Annotated in this window: 16 protein-coding genes and 1 tRNA gene; 11 read left to right on the top strand and 6 right to left on the bottom strand. The window is 33.0% G+C overall.

Annotated elements, in window-relative coordinates:
* Positions 1–110: 110 nt before the first annotated feature.
* Entirely contained in the window at positions 111–1,379 is a 1,269-nt protein-coding gene (locus U0D62_RS04615; protein WP_322194152.1) for a S8 family serine peptidase, read from the top strand.
* Positions 1,380–1,448: 69 nt separating this feature from the next.
* On the opposite strand, the gene U0D62_RS04610 is transcribed toward U0D62_RS04615, so the two are convergent.
* Positions 1,449–1,835, bottom strand: coding sequence for a Fur family transcriptional regulator (locus tag U0D62_RS04610; protein WP_322194151.1), 387 nt, complete (start codon positions 1,833–1,835; stop codon positions 1,449–1,451).
* Positions 1,836–1,950: 115 nt separating this feature from the next.
* Between U0D62_RS04610 and U0D62_RS04605 the strand changes: the two genes are divergently transcribed.
* Complete coding sequence (locus U0D62_RS04605; protein ID WP_322194150.1) at positions 1,951–2,460, top strand: hypothetical protein; 510 nt, start codon at positions 1,951–1,953, stop codon at positions 2,458–2,460.
* Positions 2,461–2,557: 97 nt separating this feature from the next.
* Here the strand turns inward: U0D62_RS04605 and U0D62_RS04600 are convergent, their stop codons facing one another.
* The 4 genes from U0D62_RS04600 to U0D62_RS04585 all read right to left on the bottom strand — a co-directional run bounded on the left by U0D62_RS04600 (position 2,558) and on the right by U0D62_RS04585 (position 8,437).
* Positions 2,558–3,121, bottom strand: coding sequence for a porin family protein (locus tag U0D62_RS04600; RefSeq protein WP_322194149.1), 564 nt, complete (start codon positions 3,119–3,121; stop codon positions 2,558–2,560).
* A gap of 313 nt (positions 3,122–3,434) precedes the next feature.
* Positions 3,435–6,953, bottom strand: coding sequence for a caspase family protein (locus U0D62_RS04595; RefSeq protein WP_322194148.1), 3,519 nt, complete (start codon positions 6,951–6,953; stop codon positions 3,435–3,437).
* A 104-nt stretch (positions 6,954–7,057) separates the two neighbouring features.
* On the bottom strand, positions 7,058–7,765 hold the full coding sequence (locus U0D62_RS04590) for a hypothetical protein (protein WP_322194147.1): 708 nt from the start codon (positions 7,763–7,765) through the stop codon (positions 7,058–7,060).
* 9 nt (positions 7,766–7,774) lie between these two features.
* Positions 7,775–8,437, bottom strand: coding sequence for a hypothetical protein (locus U0D62_RS04585; protein ID WP_322194146.1), 663 nt, complete (start codon positions 8,435–8,437; stop codon positions 7,775–7,777).
* Between the two features lie 202 nt (positions 8,438–8,639).
* Here U0D62_RS04585 and U0D62_RS04580 point away from each other — a divergent pair, with 202 nt between their 5' ends.
* The 5 genes from U0D62_RS04580 to U0D62_RS04560 all read left to right on the top strand — a co-directional run bounded on the left by U0D62_RS04580 (position 8,640) and on the right by U0D62_RS04560 (position 15,100).
* On the top strand, positions 8,640–8,804 hold the full coding sequence (locus U0D62_RS04580; protein WP_322194145.1) for a hypothetical protein: 165 nt from the start codon (positions 8,640–8,642) through the stop codon (positions 8,802–8,804).
* A 75-nt stretch (positions 8,805–8,879) separates the two neighbouring features.
* Positions 8,880–10,799, top strand: coding sequence for a tetratricopeptide repeat-containing sensor histidine kinase (locus U0D62_RS04575; RefSeq protein ID WP_322194144.1), 1,920 nt, complete (start codon positions 8,880–8,882; stop codon positions 10,797–10,799).
* A gap of 15 nt (positions 10,800–10,814) precedes the next feature.
* Positions 10,815–11,483, top strand: coding sequence for a response regulator (locus U0D62_RS04570; protein ID WP_322194142.1), 669 nt, complete (start codon positions 10,815–10,817; stop codon positions 11,481–11,483).
* Positions 11,484–11,589: 106 nt separating this feature from the next.
* On the top strand, positions 11,590–12,906 hold the full coding sequence (locus U0D62_RS04565; protein ID WP_322194141.1) for a CsgG/HfaB family protein: 1,317 nt from the start codon (positions 11,590–11,592) through the stop codon (positions 12,904–12,906).
* Positions 12,907–13,168: 262 nt separating this feature from the next.
* On the top strand, positions 13,169–15,100 hold the full coding sequence (locus U0D62_RS04560) for an OmpA family protein (protein ID WP_322194140.1): 1,932 nt from the start codon (positions 13,169–13,171) through the stop codon (positions 15,098–15,100).
* A 98-nt stretch (positions 15,101–15,198) separates the two neighbouring features.
* On the opposite strand, the gene U0D62_RS04555 is transcribed toward U0D62_RS04560, so the two are convergent.
* Positions 15,199–15,280 (bottom strand) — tRNA-Leu (locus tag U0D62_RS04555).
* Between the two features lie 280 nt (positions 15,281–15,560).
* On the opposite strand from U0D62_RS04555, the gene U0D62_RS04550 reads away from it, so the two are divergent.
* The 4 genes from U0D62_RS04550 to U0D62_RS04535 all read left to right on the top strand — a co-directional run bounded on the left by U0D62_RS04550 (position 15,561) and on the right by U0D62_RS04535 (position 24,565).
* The gene (locus tag U0D62_RS04550; RefSeq protein WP_322194139.1) at positions 15,561–16,955 is read left to right on the top strand and encodes a dipeptidase; all 1,395 of its coding nucleotides are present in this window, start codon (positions 15,561–15,563) and stop codon (positions 16,953–16,955) included.
* 48 nt (positions 16,956–17,003) lie between these two features.
* The gene (locus U0D62_RS04545; protein WP_322194138.1) at positions 17,004–17,684 is read left to right on the top strand and encodes a hypothetical protein; all 681 of its coding nucleotides are present in this window, start codon (positions 17,004–17,006) and stop codon (positions 17,682–17,684) included.
* A 306-nt stretch (positions 17,685–17,990) separates the two neighbouring features.
* Positions 17,991–21,536 (top strand): M43 family zinc metalloprotease, encoded by a 3,546-nt coding sequence (locus U0D62_RS04540; protein WP_322194137.1) that lies wholly within the window; start codon positions 17,991–17,993, stop codon positions 21,534–21,536.
* A 119-nt stretch (positions 21,537–21,655) separates the two neighbouring features.
* Positions 21,656–24,565 (top strand): CUB domain-containing protein, encoded by a 2,910-nt coding sequence (locus U0D62_RS04535; protein WP_322194136.1) that lies wholly within the window; start codon positions 21,656–21,658, stop codon positions 24,563–24,565.
* Positions 24,566–24,570: the final 5 nt, after the last annotated feature.

Genomic DNA, 24,570 nt, shown 5'->3' with positions numbered 1-24,570 from the left:
GTTTTTTTTCTTCTTAATTTTTTGATATGTAAATCTTTATGTAAGGTTTTTCCATAATGTATTTTTTCAGTGAATTTATACATTTGAGGACTAACACAAATTTAACTCAAATGAAAAATTTTAGCAAACTCGCTTTAGGAGCGTTACTAATTACCTTAGTAATTACTTCTTGTCAAAATGAAAACATTTCTGATGAAATGGTAGAATCGATTACAGAACCTACAAGTACTGAAGGAAAAATTATTCCTGATCAGTATATCGTGGTTTTCAAAGATTCTAAAATTAAACCAGCGTCAAAAGTTCTTGAAAAGTCATCTTTTTCTAGTAGAGAAGAAAAAGCTGCATCAGTTAGGGATATTTCTAAAGCTTCGATAAAAAAAATGAACTCAATTTTATCGGATTATGATCTGGACCAGTCTAAAGTTTTAGACTACTATACTACAAAAATTTCAGGTATAGCTATTAAACTAGATAGCGATGAATTTCAAAAATTCTCTAAAGATCCTAACATCGCGGCTATCGAGTTTGATAGAGTGATAGAATTACCAAAATTTCAAGTTGAAGAAATTGTCTCTGGGGATGCTTCACACAGAATGGCTCAACAAACACCTTGTGGAATTTCAAGAGCAGGAGGAGCCACTAATGGTGCTGGCAAAAACGAATGGATTTGGGTAATTGATAGTGGAATCGATTTAGATCATCCAGATCTAAATGTCGTTACAAATTCTACGTATGCCAAATCGTTTGTAGGTGGTTCTCCTAATGACTGTAACGGACATGGAACTCATGTAGCAGGTACTGCCGCTGCAATTAATAATAGTATTGGTGTTGTAGGTGTTTCTTCAGGAGCAAGTGTTGTACCGGTTAGAGTTTTTGGATGTAGTGGTGGTAGTAGTACTTCTACTATACTTTCTGGGATTAATCACGTAGGTCAATTCGATCTTCCTGGTGATGTTGCCAATTTAAGTTTAGGAGGCTTCTTTGGTTCTGGTTGTTCTAATAATTCATCATATCGTAATTCGCTATTTTCGCTAGGAAATGCAGGGACTTTGGTGGCAATTGCAGCAGGTAATGATAGTGCTAATGCAGCTAGTTATCAGCCTGCCTGTGTTAACGGTAATGGTATATATACTGTTGCTTCTATGACTTGTAATCGTGGTTTTTCATCTTTTTCTAATTATAACATGAATCCAATTGATGTCATTGCTACGGGAAGCAGCGTTCGTAGTACTTATTTAAATGGAGGATATGCTACATTAAGTGGTACTTCAATGGCTTCACCACATGTAGCTGGGATCATGCATGCCAGAGGAAGTGGTCCAAGAACATCTGGAACTGTAAGAAATAGGGGTGAAAATTATCCCATAGCTGTAAGATAAAACGTTTCTTTGTTTTTACGTTGAGAATGTGTATTCACGAAACCACCTGCTGGAGAGCAGGTGGTTTTTTTATTCTTTACATTTATTACATATCCCGATAACCAAAAATTGAGTTTCCTGAATAGTAAATCCTTCTAAATTTGGAATATGTAGAGTATTTGGTTGACAGGTTACTTCGTTACATACCTGACACTCAAAATGTATATGATTATGGATTTTATGAGACTTTCCGCAGTTATCACAAAGTGCATAATATGCCTTACCATTTTTTCCTGTAATGAAATGAGCCTCTCCCTTATCTACAAAACGATCTAAAATCCTATAAATGGTTGTTTTATTCACTTTTATAGGCATGGCTGCCATAATATCTTCTGCAGACATGGTATGTTCATTTCTGGATAAGATTTTCTTTACAAGATCTTGTTTTTCGGTATTTCTTGTTTTTTTAGTTTCCATAAGAAGAAAGTCTAAAGATATTATTTTACTATTAAAATAGTTTAGGTTTCATCTTAAAAAAGGTATTTGAATAATAGTTTTTTTAACTTTAAAATCTAATAACTTAATAAATATTATGAAAACACTTAACAGAATAGCATTGATTGCAACAGTTTTTTTATTTGTTGCCTGTAATCAAAATGCAGCTGAAACTCCAGAACACAAGGCAATGGTCGAAAAACATAAAGAAATGGAGACCTCTCATGAAGCAATGACTAAAGAACACAATGCTATGAAAGATGATCATCAACAAATGGTAGATGCTCATAAAACTATTGAAAATGATTCTATTCATGTAGTAACTGAAAAGAATCATATGGTTTTATTAGCCTTGCATGGTGAACTTATTGAGGCACATAAAACATTGATAGAAAAACATGCTGAATTAGAAACAAAACATGCTTCTGGAGAGATTACGTTAGAACAAATGACTGCAGAACATGAATCTATGAAAGCTCAACATGAGGACATGGAGAAAGAACATCAAAGTATGACTGCTGAGCATAAGCAAATTACAGAAGAAGATCAAAAAATGATAAAGGAAGATGAGGAGAAAGCAAAAGAAGCTGAATCAGATCAAGAGTAAATGATAATTTGTATAAAAACAAAAAGCCGAATCAATTGATTCGGCTTTTCTTTTACTTCGCGGGCGGAGCGTTCGTTATTAAATTTTTAATGAGAGATTAAAACCTGTATATATAATTAATAGATAAAGATCGATTTTTTAGATCAGTATCATCAGATTTTGTAATATCTGTTAAACCATGATTATATCGAATACCTGCAGATGATTTTCCGTTCCAGAAAGGTAAGTCTATTTGAATTCCTGTAGTGCCAAGAAAATCAAAAGTTTTAATGTCATCAGTGTTGCTTTGACCACTGACAAGCCCGTCAAATGCTGTAAATTCTACTTCTTCATCTACAAGCACTGCTATTGATGGTCCTATCAAAAACCTAATTTTGGGCGATATATTAAAAGTGGTTAGTATAGGTATTTCTGCATAATTGATGTTATAGGTAATATTTTGATAAATACTGACATTATCTTGTAGTTCAATTGAAGCACCTTTACTAGCATAACCTAATTCAAGTTGTAAGCCAAATCGTTCTGAAAAAGCATAATGAGACCATAGAAATATATCAAACCCGATAGTGGTTTCGAGTTCTATATCTTCGGCAATTTCTCCGCTGAGGCTAGTACCGCTTAGTCCTCCTCTAAAGCCAAAATCTATTTTATTTTTATTCAATTGCGCTTGCATTTTGTTTTGTAGTATACATATCAAAATGCACATACATAGACAGATAATTTTTTTGTTGAAAATGATTTTTGTGATCATAATTTTAAAGTTTAGTGAATTAACTTTTACTAAACTAAATGCAAAATATGGTCTTACTTTGCGACTTTCCGCAAATCACATCTTTTATTACTGATTTTATAGATTAAGTATTTGATTTTCTGGTAAGTAATAAAACAAATAAAGGTTTTTGATTTATTCTTAAAGGATATATTGTGTTTATTTGATCTTTTCAATTGAATTTTTAAGAACCGATTATGTGTTTTTACCACATCCTGAAATTATTATCTATGTTGTTATGTCTTATCAACGGGATGTTTTTATTGGTTTTAGTTTCAAAGGGGTCTTCATTACTTTTTCTGGTACAATATGTAATAATCTCTTTACAAAATTCTTGAGCGGTGATTTCTTGTTTAGAGTTTATCAAATCCAAAATTGCAAGAGTGATGATACCATTACCGGTATTAGGACTTTCATAATATTTATCAGTTCCTTCAGATGCCGAGATTACTGTCGTACCATTGGTAACTTTTAGGTCTTCAAAGACTTTTCGCATCAAGTCGATAGCTTTCATCTCTTGTATGGTATTTGCATTAAAAATTTCACCAGAATAACAAGTGTTTAATATCAGTAATCTATTTCTGGATTTTGTACTTCCTAAGAGATTATCAAAATCATTATAAGTGATACCTGTGGTAGTGATGTTATCAATATTTGAGCTACCCGTACAGAAAAAATATTCGCCCTTTATTTGGATGGCGTGACCAGAAGCGAAAAATAAAATTACATCGTTTTCTCTGGTTTGCGATAAAAATTCTGAAACTTGTTTCAAATTGTTTTTAGTAACCTGTTGATCGGTTAGACTTAAAGAGTATACTTGTTTGGTATTAATTTGCTTGAAGGCTTTTCCTAATCTGATGGCGTCTCTCGAAGAGTTTGGAGTGGTTTTTAGATGTTGATACGCTGATACTCCCAAAGAAACAATATATAAGCGAGAAACAATAGGCTGTCCTGCATATTCCATTTGTATTTCTTCCAGGTCCGAAGAAACCCCCTGATCATTGATCACCGATATCAGAATCTTATTAGTTCCATTAGATAAGGGTAATGGGATGGTTTTGGAAATTGTTTTTTGTTGTAGTTTGTAATCGGGGTTTCTGATTAAAGTTCCGTTAACACTGATCTGAAGTTTGTTTAAGTGGTATTTACGGTCTGCTGCTTTTATATCAATATTAACTACCGGATTATCTGTTTTGTAGGGCAATCGTGCTTTATTAGTAATGGTAAGTTCAGGTGCTTGAATATCAGATTGAAACGCTTCTTCCTTTTTACCCATACGTTCTAATCTTTTCTTGTGGGCTAGCTCATAAAGTTCTTTCATTTCATAGATACTATCCCCAATAGTTTTCTTTATAGATTCAATCACAAGATCAGGTCTATGGTATTTTAAGTCAAATTGCTCAAAACCATAAGTTCTATTGTTTTTAAACAGGGATACCAGCTCATATCCTTTTCCTTTGTTGAGGTAATTCAAATTGTTGTCTATGATGAGACTACTTGTCATATCCTTATGAAAATACTTTGAAAATATTTTTTTTAAATTTTTTGAATAAAACTGTAACCCTGTATTACTGCTAACTATTAATGAATCTGAATGTTTTATATCGAAATGTTCGAAACCTAAATCAAGAAAAGTTTGTTTTCCTGATTTGAGGTTGATCAAAAGGTTTTTTTCTTTTCCATAAAATAAAATCATTGATTCATTTAAAAATTTTAGTTCTTGAGATAGTTCAATTCTTTTTTTATTTACTTTATGCGTAGTGTCTATTTTTAATTCATTAATAGTTGCCAAGTCATTATAATTTCTTATTTCAATTATATAATAATTGATTGTTTCGTTTATAGAACACAATAGTTTTGAAAATGGACTAAATGAAGAACTGCCATTTACGCGGTTTAAAACTTCTTTTAAAGATTTAAAATTGATATTATATAAATATGTAGACCATTTTACATCCACTGCAGGATAAAAATTCTTAATATTATAACTATTGATTACCATATTTTGGTTGTCTTCGGAAAAACTTACATCACTTATGGCATATTTAGGAATTTCAATCTCCCCCTTTGGGATTATTTTTTTACGATTGTGTTGATAAAGTTTTATTTTGGATGCAATTCTATTTTCATAAAGTTTTTTGATTTTTTGTGATGAAGGAGGAATTAGACTAAGTTTCCGAATTTTGGTAACATCCAGATTGCCTTCATTATTCAAGGTTGCTGATTCTTTTAAACTCAAATTTGGATTTTCTATAATTGCAATATGTTCAAGCTTGTCGCTCACAACTATTGGATCTGAAAGAGGATAAGGCCTTAATGTTTTAAGCGATATAGAATCAATTATTTTAAGAGGGTTTACACTTAAAATTTTTAGTTGATCCCTAACTTTAATCGCTCCGATACCGGAATTAATATCATATTTAAAATCAAAATTTCTTGTTCCATCATTTCTTTCTTTTATTTTATCAATTACCTTTAATTTTTTGAAATTATAATGTTCGATATGTTTCCCTTTTTTATATACTATGGTAGAATCAGAAGTGAAAAATGGCAACATAACAGGCAAAATTTTTGTATTAAAAATTTCCTGTCGACCATATTTATAATTCCATACCCTTAATTTCCCCCTGCCTTTAATACTAAAATAAACTTCATTTTGATTTTCATTTACTGCAATGCTCGAAATTTTTAAAGTCTGAATTGTTTTTGAATTAGTTTGAGATGTCGGAACTTCAATTGGATCCATTCTACTAATTAAATTTTCGCTATCAATGTTCCATATAGAAATAGAATAATCCGTATTTATAGTTGCAATTAATTTTTCGTTTATGATTTCAACTTTTAGAAAACCAATATTGTTATTAAAACTAGTTCTGGTCATACCAGATTTGAAATCAAATAATTCGATATAATTTTTATAATTAGAATTAATATTTTTTACAAGCATTTTTTGATTCAAATTTCTATTAGAAGGGATAAATTCGTTAATATTAGCTACATCATTTATCAGGTTTTTTAAGACACTGTTATAATTAAATCCATTTGATTTTTTTGATCTTAGGTGGCTGTAATTTTCTAGTCGCCACTCTTGAAAAATAACTGGCGAATCCTTTGTAGCATCCTCTGTTATAAATAGATTAAATTTTTTTTTATCACTAGTGAACTCCAAATCAAAAATGTATGAATTCAAGTTTCTAACAGGTTTTTTCAATGTATGCTCTAGATAATACCTATTCTTTTCTTTTCTATAAAAATCGATGGTCTGATTAATTATTTTGCCATTTTTTATAACACCAAACCTTAAACCAGATTTATCAAATTTTATGACATCAATGATATCTAATTTTAATTTCAGGATAGGTTCTTTTTGATAAATATCATAGAATACACACAGATTTTCTTTTGTGTTTAGGTTATTAGCTTTCGGATTTTTCTTAAAAACGTAAAAAACGTCACCAGAATGATTAAGACCAAATAAGTGATCAGTGTTGCCAATCTCTTTTTTAAATAAAATCCTTCTTGAAGAAACATCCCATATTTCAATATTTTTATCAACTAAAAAAGCAATTTTAGTTTTGTCTCCACTTAACTTAAAATGAATGCCAAACGGAGGCCCTAAAATACTTGAGTAATTTGGCTTTTGAATAACTATAGAGTCTTTTTGAGAAAATGTGGTGGTTATTTGAGTACATAATAACACAAAAAATAAAAGTTGTTTACACATCACTATTTGATTTGTTTAATGGGATGATTATCCTGTATTATTAGCAACATACAAATAGTACTTATATAAAATTTGCGGAAACCCGCAAAACACAAAATACCCAATTACATTTCTACCATAAATGGTTCTAATCGAATTGTTTGACCATTGGTAAACCTAAAACTTATATGTAATAGAGCTTTTGATTTGTCAAAACTCTCATCCCAGTGGTTAGAAGCAAATAATCTCAGGTTTAAAGCTAATCCTCCATCCTTTAGTGCATGCACCTGATGTAAAGAAATAAGTTGTTCTTGATTGGTTTTGGTAAGGTCTATTATTAATTTTTCCCGTTCATCTTTTTTGTGTGCAAAATAATTCTTGTCTGTACTTAAAGAAATTTTTGCGTGATACACATATACCAGTACCTCCTTGATATGATAGATGGCATTACTGTTTTGAAGCTCAAAGGCAAATCTGATTTCTGGTGAGGTTTGGATAAATTTGGCATAACAGGGATTTAAATTTTCTTCCCGCAAAGCAGATGCTTCTTTGTTATTTTTTTTTGTAAGTTGTACTGCACGTATATCACAATCCCTGATGAAGGATATTGTTTTTTCACTAGGAGAAAATTCAAAACTTCTAATGTTATCTGGGAATTTTTGAAATAAACTATCCGAAACTACATAGTTCTGAAAATGATCTTTTGGATATGTTTTTTCTGTATAATGTTCACTATGGAGCTCTGTAGCCAAAAGTTTGATTTCATCTTTATTTTGGGCAACAATATTTTTATAGATCATCAACAAACCAAATATAAGATAGAAGTGTTTCATATAAAGATATTAAATTTTTGATAGGACAACTGGAGATATTGATCTCCAAAATGGCAATACTTCTATAATTTCTGCACCTGGATATTCTTTGCCATCTTTTTCGTCTAATGAATAATAATATAATTCGGCTTTTCCTTTTGGTAACCATACGTGTAGAGAATAGTCATTTTCTACGGTAAGTTTGCCTAGTTCAGTTTGATGGTTCTTATTGATCAAAAAAACTATGATTTCCTTTTCTTGTTCTGAAGTTATATGTACACTTCCCCAAAAAGAAAATGTTATGCCAGTTGCTATTATTAGCAGAGCCGATAGTACTATGAATGTTTTTTTGTATATCTTTTTTTTGGGGGAACTTATTTTTTTATCAATAAGTTTTGATTCTTTGGCAGGGTTAGAGGTTTTTTTAATAAAATCCCCGTAATTCTGATATCCTAAAAACTGAGTAAGATAAGTAATTGTAATCTCAGATGGAGTGCCTCCTTGTTTATCTTCTACATACTTTTCATATACTCGTTTGATTGTTTTGGGATCAAGACTCCCTTGTATATCGGGATTTTGGTCTAGCTTATCCGAAATATGATTACAAATAGCATTTTTTGTATGGTTTCCCAATTCCTTTTTAGCTTTTTCAAAAACCAACAATGCTATTTTTTTGATAACCTCCTGACTCATAGGATAAAATTACAAATTAATTAGAAACCTTCTAAGTCCTGTATTTACTGATGTCCACAAATTGCCCAAAATAAGTCCGCCTTTTGGGAATTCATAAATGATACTTGGTCATTTACTTTGCTCTTGTAATTACACGATAGTATAATGCTATCAACATATTGAGAGGCCTCTCATTTTTTCTAATCCTTTAAAATTTTTAAAAATGAGAAACGTAAGTAAGTTTTTATTAGTAATGTTAATGATGTGTAATCTAAGTCTAATTTCATGTGCTGACAATAGTTTGGTAGAAACCGAGGAACTATATCAACAGGTATTATCTACAGAGGGGGATGATGAAGATGTAATAGAAGAACCTGATGACGATTAATCTCATAATATATTGAAAAACTGTAGGTTGACATACAGTTTTTCTTTTTATTTTTATATCAAAAAGCACAACACATTGGGCTACAAAACTTTTTTTCTTGTCTGTACTTTTCTATTGTTTGCTTGTCATAACGATAAGATAACCAATGATGACAATCAGAAATTAATAGATACTATTTCAAGTTTTTATGAGTTGTCTAAAGACAAAAGTAAAAGCCCGCAAGACAGGCAGAAAGCTATTAATGCTGCATATACATTATGCGCTCATCTTCAAAACGATACCTTATGGTATAAAATAGTATACCAGAAAGCTGTTATTCATAATCTAAGAAAAGAGTATGATAGTCTATTGCATTATAACGCAATGTTATTCGAGAAAGCAGTAGCCAATAATAATTATTATTATCAAGGAAAATCAAACTACTTAAAAGCGTTTTATTTCAATAAAGTTGGGTTTAATTCTGATAGCGCTTTTTATTATTATAATCGGTCTAAAAATGATTTTTTGATTGTAAAAGATAGCCTGGAGGTAGGGAAGAAATTATTGAATATGGCTTATATTCAGAAAAATAGTAGCGACTTTTTCGGTAGTAAAGAAACAGTTACTGAGGCTTTAGATTTTCTAACAACAAAAAATGGTTCAAAGTACATTGCTTCATCTTATAACCTGCTGGCGAGTAATAATAGAAAACTTTTAAACCTTAAAGACGCTATTTATTATTACAAGAAAGCATTAGATGAGACAAACTCAATAGTTGATAAGCTTAAATATCAAAATAATTTGGCAACAACTTATATTGATCAACAGGAATATGAGATCGCTATTCTACTACTAAGAAAAATAGCCAAGGATTCAAACATTCAAAGTCCGGCAATGAAAGCCAGGATTCTTGATAATTTAGCCTATTCCGAATGGTTAAAAGATCGATCGAAAATAAGTGATTCTTTTTTTGTCGCTTTGGATATTCGAAAACGGTATAATGATATGCCGGGGTTAATAGCCAGTTATACTCATCTGGGGGAGGTTTTTTCTAAAAAAAATAGCGATAAAGCATTAGATTGGTATGATAAGGCCATTGTTGTTGCTAAAAGAATTAAAAAACCCAAAGGAGAACTGGATGCATTACGATTTTTAATGGAGTTAAAGCCTAATAACCTTCCTATAAAAAACAGATATATCCATTTAAATGATAGCCTTCAAAAACAAAGCTTAAAGGTAAAAACACAATTTGCCGAAGTAAAATATGAAAAAATGAAGGAAATAGAAAAATTGACAAATATGATGATTCAGCAACAACATGAGGCTTCTTTGCAACGCAAACAAAAAATCATATATGCCTTATTAGGATCTATTTTATTGCTATTCACACTTTTTTTTACGAATTATCTGAGAAAAAAATATATAACAGAAAAGGAAAAAGAAATATATAAAACGGAACAACGAATCTCAAAAAAAATCCATGACGAAGTAGCCAATGACCTTTCTGTATTGGCTAACTATGTAGACGAAACTCCAAATCTATTAACAGTTGATACCAAAGCTTTTTTAGAGAACAAATTACAAAACATTTACCTGAGAGCACGAGACATATCTGTTGAAACGGCAAGTATAAATTTGTCCGGTTTTTCAGAAGAATTAAAAAACCTAATCCTACAATACAATACTAATCAAGTCAAGGTAATTACCAACATATCAGAATTTGATTGGCAGATGATATCCGATTATAAAAGAATTGCAATTTATAGAGTCATTCAAGAATTGTTTATCAATGCAAAAAAACATAGTAGTTGTACAAAAATCACCCTAATTATTAAAGATCAGGATAAAAAAAGAATAATTACGTATAGAGATAACGGAATTGGTGTTAATATAGAAACAATAAAAAAGAACGGGTTGGTAAATGCGGAAAGTCGCATAGAAAATATCAACGGGAAATTTAATTTTGATACTAGTCCTGGAAATGGTTTTAGGGCTCAGATTTCATTTCACATTTGATAGTATTACCAAATTATGTTTAAAAAGGTATTAATAGCAGAAGATCAACAGAGTGTAAGCAAAGGCCTATATGGTGTATTAAATGAATTAGCCATACCCATTATAGAAACAACTTCTTATTGTAATAATGCGTTACTTAAAATTAAGGCGTCGATAGCTAAACAAGAACCCTTTGACCTATTAATAACCGATCTGTCTTTTGAAAAAGATTATCAATCAGATGAAATAGGTTCTGGTACAGAATTGATCAGACAGGTAAAAAACATACAGCCACATTTAAAAGTTATGGTATTCTCAATAGAAAATAAGATTGGGAAGATAAGAAAACTCATCAACGAATTCTCGATTGACGCATATATACTTAAAGGCAGGAGAGAGTCTGAAGATATCCATAAAGCGATATGTGCGCTTCTTCAAAATAAAAAGTATTACTCTGATGAGATTCTAAAATTACTACATAATGCTAAAAACATATCCGAGATAACGAAAGTAGACACCTTGTTATTGGAGTTACTGGCCAAAGGACTTAAACAACATCAAATTTCTGAACACTTTAAGGATAATAATATACCTTCTGGTAGCAAAAGAAGTATAGAATATCGATTACAGGAACTCAAAACAATTTTTGGTGCAGAAACACTTCCACATTTGATCGCTATTGTAAAAGATATAGGGTTGATATAGTTCTTAAACAATAAAAATATTCTGTTTGCGATTTTCCGCAAGTGATTTTCGATGTTCCGTAATAGCTTTATAAACCATAATATAAAGCAATTAAATCACATAAATCATGAGGGCAACGAATATTAAAAGACTAACTTTTCTATCATTATTATTTTTAACGATTCAGTTATGTTCTGCACAATTCTTTAAAACAACATTAAAAACATCATTACTAAGTCCACCAGAAAAAGATATAGGATATGTACAGAAAATTGCAATATTGGATTTTGAAAATGTAAGCAGCGATGCTTACAAAATGGCAGGTGCTGATATAGGTAGTAAAATGGCGGATTATCTTTCTGCAGCATTATTAAAAGAGTACAGAGGAAAAACAGGACATTCATTCATGAATGGAGGGCGTACTGATATTTATGCTATTCTAGAAAGAGAAGAACTGAAAAAAATACTTGCTGAACAAGAGTTTGATTCAGGTATGATTTCAGATACTCAGGCTATAGAACTTGGAAGTAAATTAGGAGTAGATGCGATCATAATTGGTAATGTTTCCTATTCTAGTAAAGATGAAAGAAGCGAAGACTCATATGTAGATAAAAAGACAAAAAAACTAATCAGAACCTATACATTGAGAAGAACTTGCTCAGCAGAAGCTAGGATGAAAATACTTTCTGTAAAAACAGGGGAGGTATTAGGTCAAACAAATAGTCGAGGGAGTAGTTTCGATAAAACTCATTCTACAAATACTCGTCCTGATTTGAATTCGGTGATGAGCCCAAATAAGATAGCAGAATTTGCTTGTGAAAATATGAGCTATTCCCTGGCAAACTATTTCGCTCCTTACTATTATACACACACCTTTACTTTTAAAAATGTAAAACATAAAAAACTTAAAGAACGGGTAAAGGATGCCAGAAGGTTTTTAAAATTAAAGGAAATTGATAAAGCATATCAAATGTATGCAGCGATTTATCAGGTAGATCCTTATAATCCACAATTAATTTATAATATGGGTGTGCTTAATGAGATCGCTGGTAACTATATAAAGGCAAGGGAGTTATATCTCGAAGTGGTGAATATGGATCCTGAAAATAAGGCATATGTAAATGGTTTGAAAAGAGCAGAAGGTAATATGGATCTTGCTCATATTCTTTCTGAAATGGGCATTGTAATTATACCTCACAAACTTTTGGAAGCATCTGATATTGAAAAAATATTAGTAGAAAGAATTAAAATAAAAGGCTCCAGGAGTAAGCGAAAGATCGCTTACGAAACCTCTTCTGAGAATTCAAAAGAAGTAGGAGAATTTCCAGGGGGCTTGGAACTTGATTTAATAGAAAAAATAGAAGGTGGAAAATGGATACTTGCAGCACTTCCGGATGGCAAAAAAGTATATTTTAGAAGGAAAGATGTAATAACAGGAAAGTAGAATGTATTATGATGAATCAGGACAAGAGTTTTAAAAGAACTAGTTCTTTCATATATATTTTGACAATTTTCTTTGTTAAGGGAGTAAGAGTTCAAGTATTCGAACGACCCGAAAATTCATACATGGCGACTAAAGATATAACAGGTTCTGAGGATGAATATAATAAAGGACTCTTTGATGATCTAAGAATATACGCCAGGGCACTTACGAATGAAGAAATTAAACTTCTATTTGAAGAATAAAAACAACCAAAACTTTGTTTATGAAAGCATTAAATTATTCTTGTGTTCTAATTACCCTGTTTATAGCTCAATTAGTGCAGTCACAAGATAATTACTCAGTTCTATATTTTAGAGCAAACCTTAAAAAGGTACAAAGCTATGAGTTCTTTGTAGCAAACAAAAGTATATATAAAACGACACGTAGTGGTTATATTAGTTTTCGGGTGTATGGAACACCAATGATAGATCTGAAAATTATAGAAACCTTGCCAGATGGAAAACAACGTGCTTCCGAAAAAGAGATATCAGTAAAACCCTATAGATATGGAGATGGACCTTGGCATTATGATTTTTATGGTCGGATCAAAAAAGGAAAGGAAATTGGAAAATGGCAATTTGGTGTATATGCTATGTTAGGGGCTAAAAAATTAACTCAAATCAATGTATATAATGAAAACGGTCGTACTTTCTTTGATCGATATGATAGGCAACAAATTAACTCGGAAGATAAAATAACGAAATATGATTATAAAATAGATGTGGGAAACTATATGTTGATGAATTCATTAAACAGTAAGGATGATGATTACTTTCCTACGGTAAACCCTTCTTCGACCAAACTATATTTTACCAGCAGCAGAGAAAGCAGGTTTGGTTCTTCAGGAGAAGACTTGTATACAGTAAACCTTTATGAAGGTGGTATAGGTGAAGCAAAACTACTTCCAGAACCCCTAAATTCTATGGATAATGAAGGGGTTTCAACCTTTACAGGTGATGGACAAACTATGGTATACGGAAGATGTAATTCGCCAGATGGTATGGGAAACTGTGATTTGTATACTTCTTCCTTCAATGGACAGACTTGGGAGACCCCAAAAAACATGGGAGAGATCATAAATTCTCCTAGTTGGGATTCGCATCCTTCTATTTCTGCAGATGGATCAAAACTAGTATTTTCATCACGACGAGAAGGAGGTTATGGATATGGGGATCTCTATGTTAGCTATAAAAATGAATCTGGAGAATGGAGTATTCCTGAGAATTTAGGGGGTATAGTTAATACCCCAGAAGAGGAAAAATATTCATTTCTGGCACCGGATGGACGAACTTTATATTTTAGCTCATCAGGTCATGGAGGTTACGGAAAAACTGATATGTTTAAAACCGTATTTATTGATGGAAGTTGGTCTGAACCTGTAAATATGGGTGAGGGTATCAACACTTCTTATGATGACTTATATTTTACTACATCGGCTTCTGGAGATTATGCGTTTTTCGCCTCAGAAAAACCAGGGGGAGTCGGTGGTTTGGATATTTATCAGCTGGGGTTATCAGAAGAAATGAAACCAACTGCAACTACAATAGTTGCTGGTACAGTATGGGATCAATCTCAAAATCCAATTGTGTCTAATATCGTTATTCAAGATCTATCTACTGGAGATTATATAGCCAATACCCGCAGTAACCCTAAGACAGGACAGTATATTGTAATACTTCCGGCAGGTAGAAGTTACAGTATGACTGCGAGCTCAGAAGGTAGGTTTTTTAATTCCCAAAACTTTAGATTGGATAATCAATCAGAATATAAAGAGGTGAATAGAAACATTACATTAGAAGAAATCAAAATAGGAGCTAAAGCCAGGTTGAACAATATATTCTTTGATACAGGTAAATCAAATCTGACTATAGAAAGTAGGTTAGATCTTAATAGAGTTGTAAAAATGATGAAAGAGAGTCCAACGATGGTTGTCGAGATAGGTGGACATACAGATAGTGTAGGAGACGAAAATCTAAATATATCCCTTTCACTTAAAAGAGCTCAATCAGTTAAGGAGTATTTGATCGAAGCAGGAATTTCTTCAGATAGATTAAGTGTTAAGGGGTATGGAGAAAATAAACCTTTTACAACCAATTTAACAGAAGAAGGTAAGGCATTAAATAGAAGAATCGAGTTTCTGATTATAGACTATTAGAATATGAGGTTTATAGAATTATATAAATTTTGATGTTGAAAGATTTATATTTTAAAAAACAAAAAGCCGAATCAATTGATTCGGCTTTTCTTTTGCAGTGCGGGCGGAGAGACTCGAACTCTCACACCTCGCGGCACTAGATCCTAAGTCTAGCGTGTCTACCAATTCCACCACGCCCGCATTAAAAACTTTTACAACACTTAGGACTATCTGTAAAAGCGAGTGCAAATATACACAATATGTATAAACCACAAAGAACTTAAATTATTTTTTTTGATCAAGCGTTAATTTAATTCACTTAATCGATTCTTTTAAAATATAACAAGGCTCTTTAGTGATTTAAAGTATGGGGGAGATAGAAGTCCTTAAAAGATTGTTTTTGATCAGTTAATTACCTGTTTAGAGACTAATTAAATTACTTCATTTTTACTACTTTTAGCCAAAAATAACGCAATACACAATGCAAAACACGCAATCATATGTTCAGGAGCACAAGGATCGTTTTATAAACGAACTTCTTGAATTATTAAAAATACCGTCAATAAGTGCAGATACTGCATATAAAAATGATGTGATTAAAACAGCTGAAGCTATACACAAAAGCCTTAAAGAAGCAGGATGTGATCATGTAGAGATATGTGAAACACCGGGATATCCGATCGTTTACGGAGAGAAAATAGTAGACACTAACCTTCCAACTGTTTTGGTTTATGGGCATTATGATGTGCAACCACCAGACCCTTTGGATTTATGGGATAGTCCACCATTCGAACCAATCATTAAAAAAACAGAAATACACCCAGAAGGAGCCATTTTTGCTAGAGGCTCTTGTGATGATAAAGGTCAAATGTATATGCATGTAAAAGCAATGGAGTTTATGACCAAAACAGATCAACTTCCTTGTAATGTGAAATTTATGATTGAAGGTGAAGAAGAAGTAGGAAGCAAAAGTCTAAGTTGGTTTGTAGAGCGCAATCAGGAAAAACTGGCGAATGATGTGATTTTGATCAGTGATACAGGAATGATAGCAAAGGATGTTCCTTCAATAACTACGGGATTAAGAGGATTGAGTTATGTTGAAGTTGAGGTAACCGGTCCTAATCGAGATCTGCATAGTGGTTTATATGGAGGAGCAGTAGCCAATCCAATCAATATATTAACCAAGATGATTGCTTCATTACATGATGAAAATAATCACATTACTATTCCTGGGTTTTACGATAAGGTAGAAGAATTGTCAGCTGCAGAACGAGCAGAAATGGCGAAAGCTCCATTTTCTTTAGAAGCATATAAAAAATCTTTGGATATTAATGCGGTATATGGCGAAGAAGGATTTACAACCAATGAACGAAATTCAATTCGACCAACGCTAGATGTTAATGGTATATGGGGAGGATATACAGGAGAAGGTGCTAAAACAGTCATAGCTAGCAAAGCATACGCCAAAATATCTATGCGATTAGTACCAAACCAGGATTGGGAAGAAATCACAGAGCTATTTCAGAAACATTTTGAAAGTATAGCTCCTAACTCAGTAACTGTAAAAGTAACTCCACATCACGGAGGACAAGGATATGTTACTCCAATAGACAGTATTGGATATCAGGCTGCAAGTAAAGCCTATCAAGATACATTTGGTAAAACTCCAATTCCGCAAAGAAGTGGAGGAAGTATTCCTATCGTATCTTTATTTGAGAAAGAATTGAAAAGTAAAACTATTTTAATGGGATTTGGGTTAGATAGTGATGCAATTCATTCACCTAATGAACATTTTGGAATCTTTAATTACCTGAGAGGGATAGAGACTATTCCTTTATTCTATAAGTATTTTAAGGAGTTATCTAAAGAGAGATAAAATATTTGGTATATCTTTTGAGTGTACAAGATAAATAAGATTGTAATTATGGTTGTTCAATATAGGACAAAACAGGTTTGTGTTTTTTGCGTAATGGTATTGCTTACTATAATCAATGTCTGTGCTCAAATTCCTTATAAGAAATCAAATGATGAGATTAATCTTAAAGATTTTAATGGGTCCTTATATCTAGAAGATATTTTTATAGGAGGAACCGTGTATGATGGTCTTACTAAAAAAGAAAAACAAGTATTTCTTAGATACGATGTCTATAATGATGTTTTTGAAATGAAAGACACTCAGGCAGATAAAAAATATAATTTTCTTAAACGCAGCGTTGAGGTGAAGGTTCTTCTTAATGGCAAGAATTTTTATTTTCTTAATTATACGAATAATGAAGGGAAACTTGTTTCAGGATATCTCGATGAATTGGCACAAATTAGTGATATAAAATTATACGTGAAGTATGATAAAACATTGATTCTGCCTAAAAAAGCGCAAACATCTTTGGAAACAGATCGCCCGGGAAAAATTAAAGACAAAATGTATTATGTAGTTGGAAAATCTGAAAACCTTAAAGCAACAACGATCACTAAAAAAAGTATTCTTACTTATATCCCTGAAGCTCAAAAAAAGGAGGTTAAAGAATATATTAAGAAATCACGAATCAAATTTAAGGATCCAAAGGATATTAAGAAAATAGCTGAATATTATAAGACATTAGAATAATTTGCGCTTGTATTGAAAATTTAAAAGAGGATTCTTTATGAAGTAGAGATGTACTCAAAATATATATTTATAAAACTGCTTGATTATGAAAATCAAGCAGTTTTTTTATGTTTTTGACGTAATTTTTTAGTGTTAAATTATTTGCTTTTTTAAAGTTATTTATGAATCAATGTAAAATTTACGCATATAAATTGTTAAATAACAATAAAGTAGATAGTATAGTATAAGATTTAGGTATAATACTACAAAGCCAGAATTGCTAATAGTTTTACTTTTCATATAACTATAACACAAATTCAACTAGTTATGAAAACGAAAACTCTTTTTTTAGTAGTTTTATCGTTTTGGTACGCTTCATTTCTTTCTGCTCAAGAAGGAGAAATTGATGCCATACGATGTAAAACAAATGACGCTAATCATTATGCTTTTTCAAAAAATCCAAAGGCCAAAGCCGAGTTTGAAAAATTTAATGAATTCACAAAAAACTATGTCCATAGTGAGACATTTTCTCAAAAAGCGGGAGAAACATATGTGATCCCTGTAGTATTTCATGTATATGGAGAAGTCCAGCACGGAAAGACAGTAACGTACGAAAAAATTAAAACAGCTATAGATGTTTTAAATAAAGACTTTAATGGGTTAAATGATGATTGGAACACAATCGACCCTGTCTTTAATGGTCGTAAAGCCACGTTAAGTATACGATTTGCACTAGCAAAAATAGATCCTAACGGAGTTACCACAAACGGGGTCGTATTCCATCCGGTTGCTTCTGGAATGGGAAATTATAACAGTCCTATTGTAGCAAGAGATGGTTGGGATAACTATAAATACATGAACGTATATATTACCGGAGATTTATACGGTGATGGAGTATCTAATAACTCTGGTGTAGCCTGGTATCCAAATACAACCATGTCTAATCAAGATATTGCAAGAGTAGTATACAATGGGCAATATCTACACGGAAATACGGACAAAGAATTTGCCTCTGTATTAACCCATGAATTTGGTCATTGGTTAAACCTAATTCACACTTTTGAAGGAGGGTGTAATGATCCAAATGGAGATTATGTTAGTGATACTCCTAAAGAAGATACGAACTCAGGAGATGATGGATGTAGGGTTGGTGCCAGTGATTGTGGTAACTTGATTAACTACGAAAACTATATGGGATACGACTCTACAAGAGGTTGTGCCAAAATGTATACCAGAGGTCAGATAGATAGAATGCTGGCGGCATTAGAACATTCTACAAGAAGACCACTATGGCAACCGAGTAATTTGGCTGCTACCGGTGTTGCTGATGATGGTGCCTCCTTTGTTGTGTCAAATGCGACAGTAGAAGAAGCAATATCAAATGATGGAACCGTATCTAGTGATACTAATGAGATAGAAATTTCAGGAGGTAGTTTTGCTTTAAGTTCAGGTACGATGACAGAAGGAACCCACTTTACCTCAAACCTACCACAAGGATATTCAGCTTCGATCACGGTGCTGAATAATAGAACACTTAGAGTTCAGTTCAGTGGTAGAACCAATAATCATGCAGTTTCTAATAACACGACAGGTACTATAACATTCAGAAATGCTGCAATTTCTGGAGGTACAGCAACATTGGCTACCGATAAAGTTACGTATCAATTTTCATTCTTAGATCCATATAAAATAGTTTATGTGAATAATAATGATCTTACAGTTAACTCTTCTAATACCTGGGAACCGCTTACAGATGATTTTCTTCCGTCTTTAGGAACAGTTCTGGGTAATTTCAGTGGATTATTTTATAATGCTTCAGGTCATCCAAGTAGCCGTCCGGCAATACAATTCGAAACTTATGAAGAAGCAATGATTACTGTAGGTAATACAAGAAACATTGCAATTGTGCCAGCCAATACAGTAATTGATGCCGGAAGTAGTTGGGTAAATGGAGGAAGTTATCCAAATTTACTTGATATTAGAACAGATAGTTATAGAACCTGGGACGGTCAAACAGGCTATGCAGGATTTAGATTTAGTATTAATGGTAGACAACATTATGGTTGGTATCGATTAAGAGTAAGTTCTAATGGAAGTTCTGCCACATTATTGGATTATGCATATAATACAAAACCTTTTGAAGGAATTAATGCAGGAAGTCAGGGAGGCGACCCAACTTGTGATGATGGTATCCAGAATGGAGACGAAACAGGAATAGACTGTGGAGGTAGTTCTTGCCCGGCTTGTCCAGTAGAAGTTGATGGTGGATCAGTTTCTTCAAGTGATGACAGAACTGATATAACTACCATAACCGGAGATGGTCAGGCAGATGTTATTACTTTTAAAAATACTAGTCAATCTTCAGCTAGTTACAGGTATCTGATCACAGATGATAGTGGTACCATTTTAGCTACAGAAAACACTTCTCATGATTTTGAAGGAGCAACACCAGGAGTCTGTAGAGTATATGGAATATCTTATGAAGGGATTCTAAGCGTTACGGGTAAAAATATATCTGATAGTGGTTTAGCATCAGGAGTTTTTGATATTTCCAGTAACTGGATTACAATTACCAGAATAGATGATAATACAGGACCTACCTGTGATGATGGCATTCAGAATGGGGATGAAACAGGTATAGATTGCGGAGGTTCCTGTGAACCTTGCTCTACTGTAACATATTGTTCTGCATCTACAACTCAAAACACATTACACATTACCAATGTAAAATTTGGGGATATAGATAATTCAACAGCGCATACACCATACTCTAATCATACGAACCTTTCTACTAGTCTTACTGCTGGAGGGCAAACCGCTTTAACCGTTAAATTAAATAATGATCACTGGACCTATAATGCAGTGGGAGTATGGATTGACTGGAACAATAATGGAGATTTTACAGATTCAGGAGAAAAAGTATACTCTAGATTTGCAGCAGGTCCTTATACTGCAAATATTACACCTCCAGCGGGAGCAGTAGCTAATGTTAATTTGAGAATGAGGGTAAGAGCCGGATATGGAGCAGAATCTAAAATCACTCCCTGTGGTGTAGATACTTATATAGGAGAAGTAGAAGATTATACCGTAAGAATTGGTGGAGTAGCTACTCCAACCTGTACAGATGGTATTCAGAATGGAGATGAAACAGGAATTGATTGTGGAGGATCTTGTGCTCCTTGTAATACTAATGAAGGAGTTATTTATGTAGATATAGCTGATGAAACAGTTACTTCTTCAAATACGTGGGAATTTTTCAGAATAGAGGCAGGAGATAATCGAGATTATGGAGCATGGTATACAGGTGGATCTGTTCGTTTAGTGACCTATGATAAAGATATCGTATGTAATGGAAATACTAATAATGCAACCTTTATAGGAGAAAATGTAGCGATTGACGGATCTAGTAATTTTGTTCCAGAATCCCATAGTTATATTGTTAGTTCATCTTCATATAATGATTGGAATGGTAAAACAGGATATATAGGATTCACTTTTAAGATCAATGGTAATACTCATTATGGATGGTTTCATATAACAGTTGCCTCTAATGGATTATCTTATACAATATTGGATTATGCATATCAAACGAATGCTAATACGGTAATATATACAGGAAATAATAATAGAAATAGTTCTTTGACCAAAGAACTAGATAAGGATGAAAGTGTTATTACTATATATCCAAATCCAGTAATAAAAACGATGTATGTAAACGGTGCAAGACCTGATACAGAGTTACGCTTATATACACTTCAAGGACGCCTTGTAGCAAAAAAGAAAGGAGATACAATGGATGTTGATGGATTGCCTTCAGGGATCTATATACTTTCGCTAGAAGGGAAACAAACTTTTCAAATAGTAAAAGAATGAGATAACTGAGAAAACAAATTTTTCCAGTTAGATTATCTGCCAGCTCATCAAAAAATAGTTTCTGATTTTTTGATGGGCTGGTTCATAATAATTACACAAATCAATAAACTTACGCAAAAATGAAAAAGAACAGCAATGTGCTTATCATTCTCTTGTTGTTAGGAACTTTCTTTATTAATGCTCAGGATGCTACTTGGGATAAAATGATGGAAGACCCTAATGCTAACTTCAAGGAGATTCAACAAAAATTTGAAAATCATTTTAGATTTGAAGAAAACAAAAAAGGAAACGGATATAAGCAGTTTAAACGATGGGAATATTTTATGTATAGAAGGACATTTCCTTCTGGTGAAATGCCCAATCCAGCAAGTACCTGGAGAGAAAATCAAAAATACCTAAGTCAATATGCGGCAAAGAAAAACAATTATACAAAACAAGTAACCAGCAACTGGATAGAATTGGGCCCCAGAACAGCAGCCGATATTACAGGACATTGGGCTCCGGGATTAGGGCGAATTAATTCTATAGCAGTACACCCCACAGATTCACGAATTATTTATGTAGGAACTCCTTCTGGAGGATTATGGAAAACTACTACCGAAGGAAATGATTGGATTCCTTTAACAGATAACCTTCCGGTCATAGGAATTTCTAGCGTAGTGATTAACCCCTCTAATCCTAGTATTATGTATATGGCTACGGGAGATGCAGATGGAGGATACACCTATAGTATAGGAGTATTAAAGTCGGTAGATGCCGGGCAAACCTGGAATGAAACCGGTTTATCTTCAACCGTATTAGAAAGAAAACAAATAAGTAAGGTTATCATAAATCCTAGTAACCCTTCAATTCTTTTTGCAGCAGCAACCGATGGACTCTATAAAACAACTGATGCAGGAGTGAGTTGGAGAAAAGTTAGTAACGAGTATTTTAGAGATATTGAACTAAGACCATCAAACCCTAATACCGTTTATGGATTTTCTAATAGATTTTATCGCTCAACAGATGGCGGAGAAAATTTTACAGCAATAACTTCGATTCCAGAAGCCCGAAGAGGTGTTATAGCGGTAACACCAGCTAATAATGGTTATGTATATGTTATTACTACACAAAGAAATGGTAATAGTATGGGAGGTGTATACAGATCGACAAATAGCGGTGGTAGTTTTTCAAAAGTAAATAGTAGCAGTACTCCAGATATGTTTGGATATCAACCTAATGACGGATTATCACAAGCTTGGTATGATCTGGCGATAACAGTTTCAGATATAGATGCTAACGAAGTGCATTTAGGAGCTATTGTTACCTGGAAATCAAGTAACGGAGGTGTAGATTGGGAGAGAACATCAGAGTGGATTTATGGAAATAGTACAAATTATATCCATCCAGATATCCACGATATGCAATATATAAATGGAAAATTATATATAGGTAACGATGGATTATTGGTGACCTCGACGGATGAAGGAAGCACTTTTAATAATATAAGTGAAGGACTTGGGAACCGTCAGTTTTATAGACTAGGACTTTCCAAAACGAATCCTGAAGTATTAGGAGGAGGAACACAAGATAACGGAAGTAGTATTTTCTCCAAGGGAAGATGGCATGAATGGTTGGGAGCAGACGGTGGTAATTTGATATTCAACTGGAAAGATGAAAATATCGTTTACGGGATTATTCAACAAGGTCAGTCTTGGCATAAATCAGTGAACGGAGGAGAAATAGGAGGAGATGTAAGTATTACTAGTCCTGGAGGAGGCGCTTGGGTAGTTCCTTATGAAATGGATCATAACGATCCTGATGTGTTAGTCGCAGGTTGTAGTGAAGTGGTTAAGACGACAGATGGGATGCAAACCTGGTCAACAATTTCAGATCTTAAGTTAGGAATATTAGATGCCATAGCATTAGCACCATCAAACTCCAACTACATTTATACATCCAAAGATAATACGATATATGTAACCAAAGATGGAGGAGCTAACTGGGTTAATATCTCAAATGGACTCCCTAATCGATTTATAAGCTATATATCAGTACATCCATCTAATCCCGAAAAAGTAGCAATAAGTTTTTCTGGATATGCAGATGGAGAAAAAGTATATACCAGTGATAATGGAGGTACTACCTGGCAAAATATTTCAGGAACACTACCTAATATTCCGGCAAATTGTGTGTTGTATCACGATATCTCAGAAAATGGACTTTATATAGGGATGGATGTAGGTGTTTATTACATTGATGACACCGAAACAGACTGGCAGCCTTTTATAACGGGTATTCCAAATGTAATAATAAGCGAACTCGAGATTCATGAAGAAACCAATAAAATAACCGCTGCGACATTTGGACGCGGTATGTGGCGTTCTGATGTGGCAGTAAATAAGAAAATAGTAGTAGATTTTTATAGTGATGATCTTAGTGTAAAGCCTAATGAAGGTTCTCAGCTTAAGGATAATTCAAAATCGTTAACCGGAGCAACCATAACTTCCTGGCAATGGTCATTTCCTGGAGGAATACCAGATCAATATACAGGTCAGTTTCCACCTAAGGTTTTTTATGAAAACGTAGGTTCTTATGACGTTACACTAACTATCACTGATTCTAATGGTAATACCAGAACTAAAACTAAATCAGATTATATCAATATTCAAGAAGATATTATTGCTGGAGGTATTACCGTGGTAGAAGCTTGTTCAGGGTTATTCTATGATTCTGGTACAGTAGGGAACTATAAGGATAATGATACTAATACAACTACGATTTCTCCAAAATACAGAAATAGTAGAGTTAAAGTAGATTTCAAAGATTTTAAAATGGAATATGCTCAAGATTGTGAGTATGATTACCTGGAAATCTATGACGGAAAAAATACTGCAGCTCCTTTGATAGGAAGATTCTGTAGTTATAACTCTCCTGGAACCATTATAGCTAATAATGCAGACGGTAGTTTGACATTTAAGTTTGTCTCGGATGAAGAATTCCCAACTTCAGGTTGGAAAGCTGAGGTTTCTTGTATACCAATCAATTAAAATAT

Origin of the sequence: Aquimarina callyspongiae (genome assembly GCF_034322225.1) — a bacterium.
In the GTDB taxonomy this organism is placed as follows: Bacteria; Bacteroidota; Bacteroidia; order Flavobacteriales; family Flavobacteriaceae; genus Aquimarina.
Note: the sequence above shows the minus strand (reverse complement) of the source record. Positions and strands in the feature narration are given on the sequence as shown.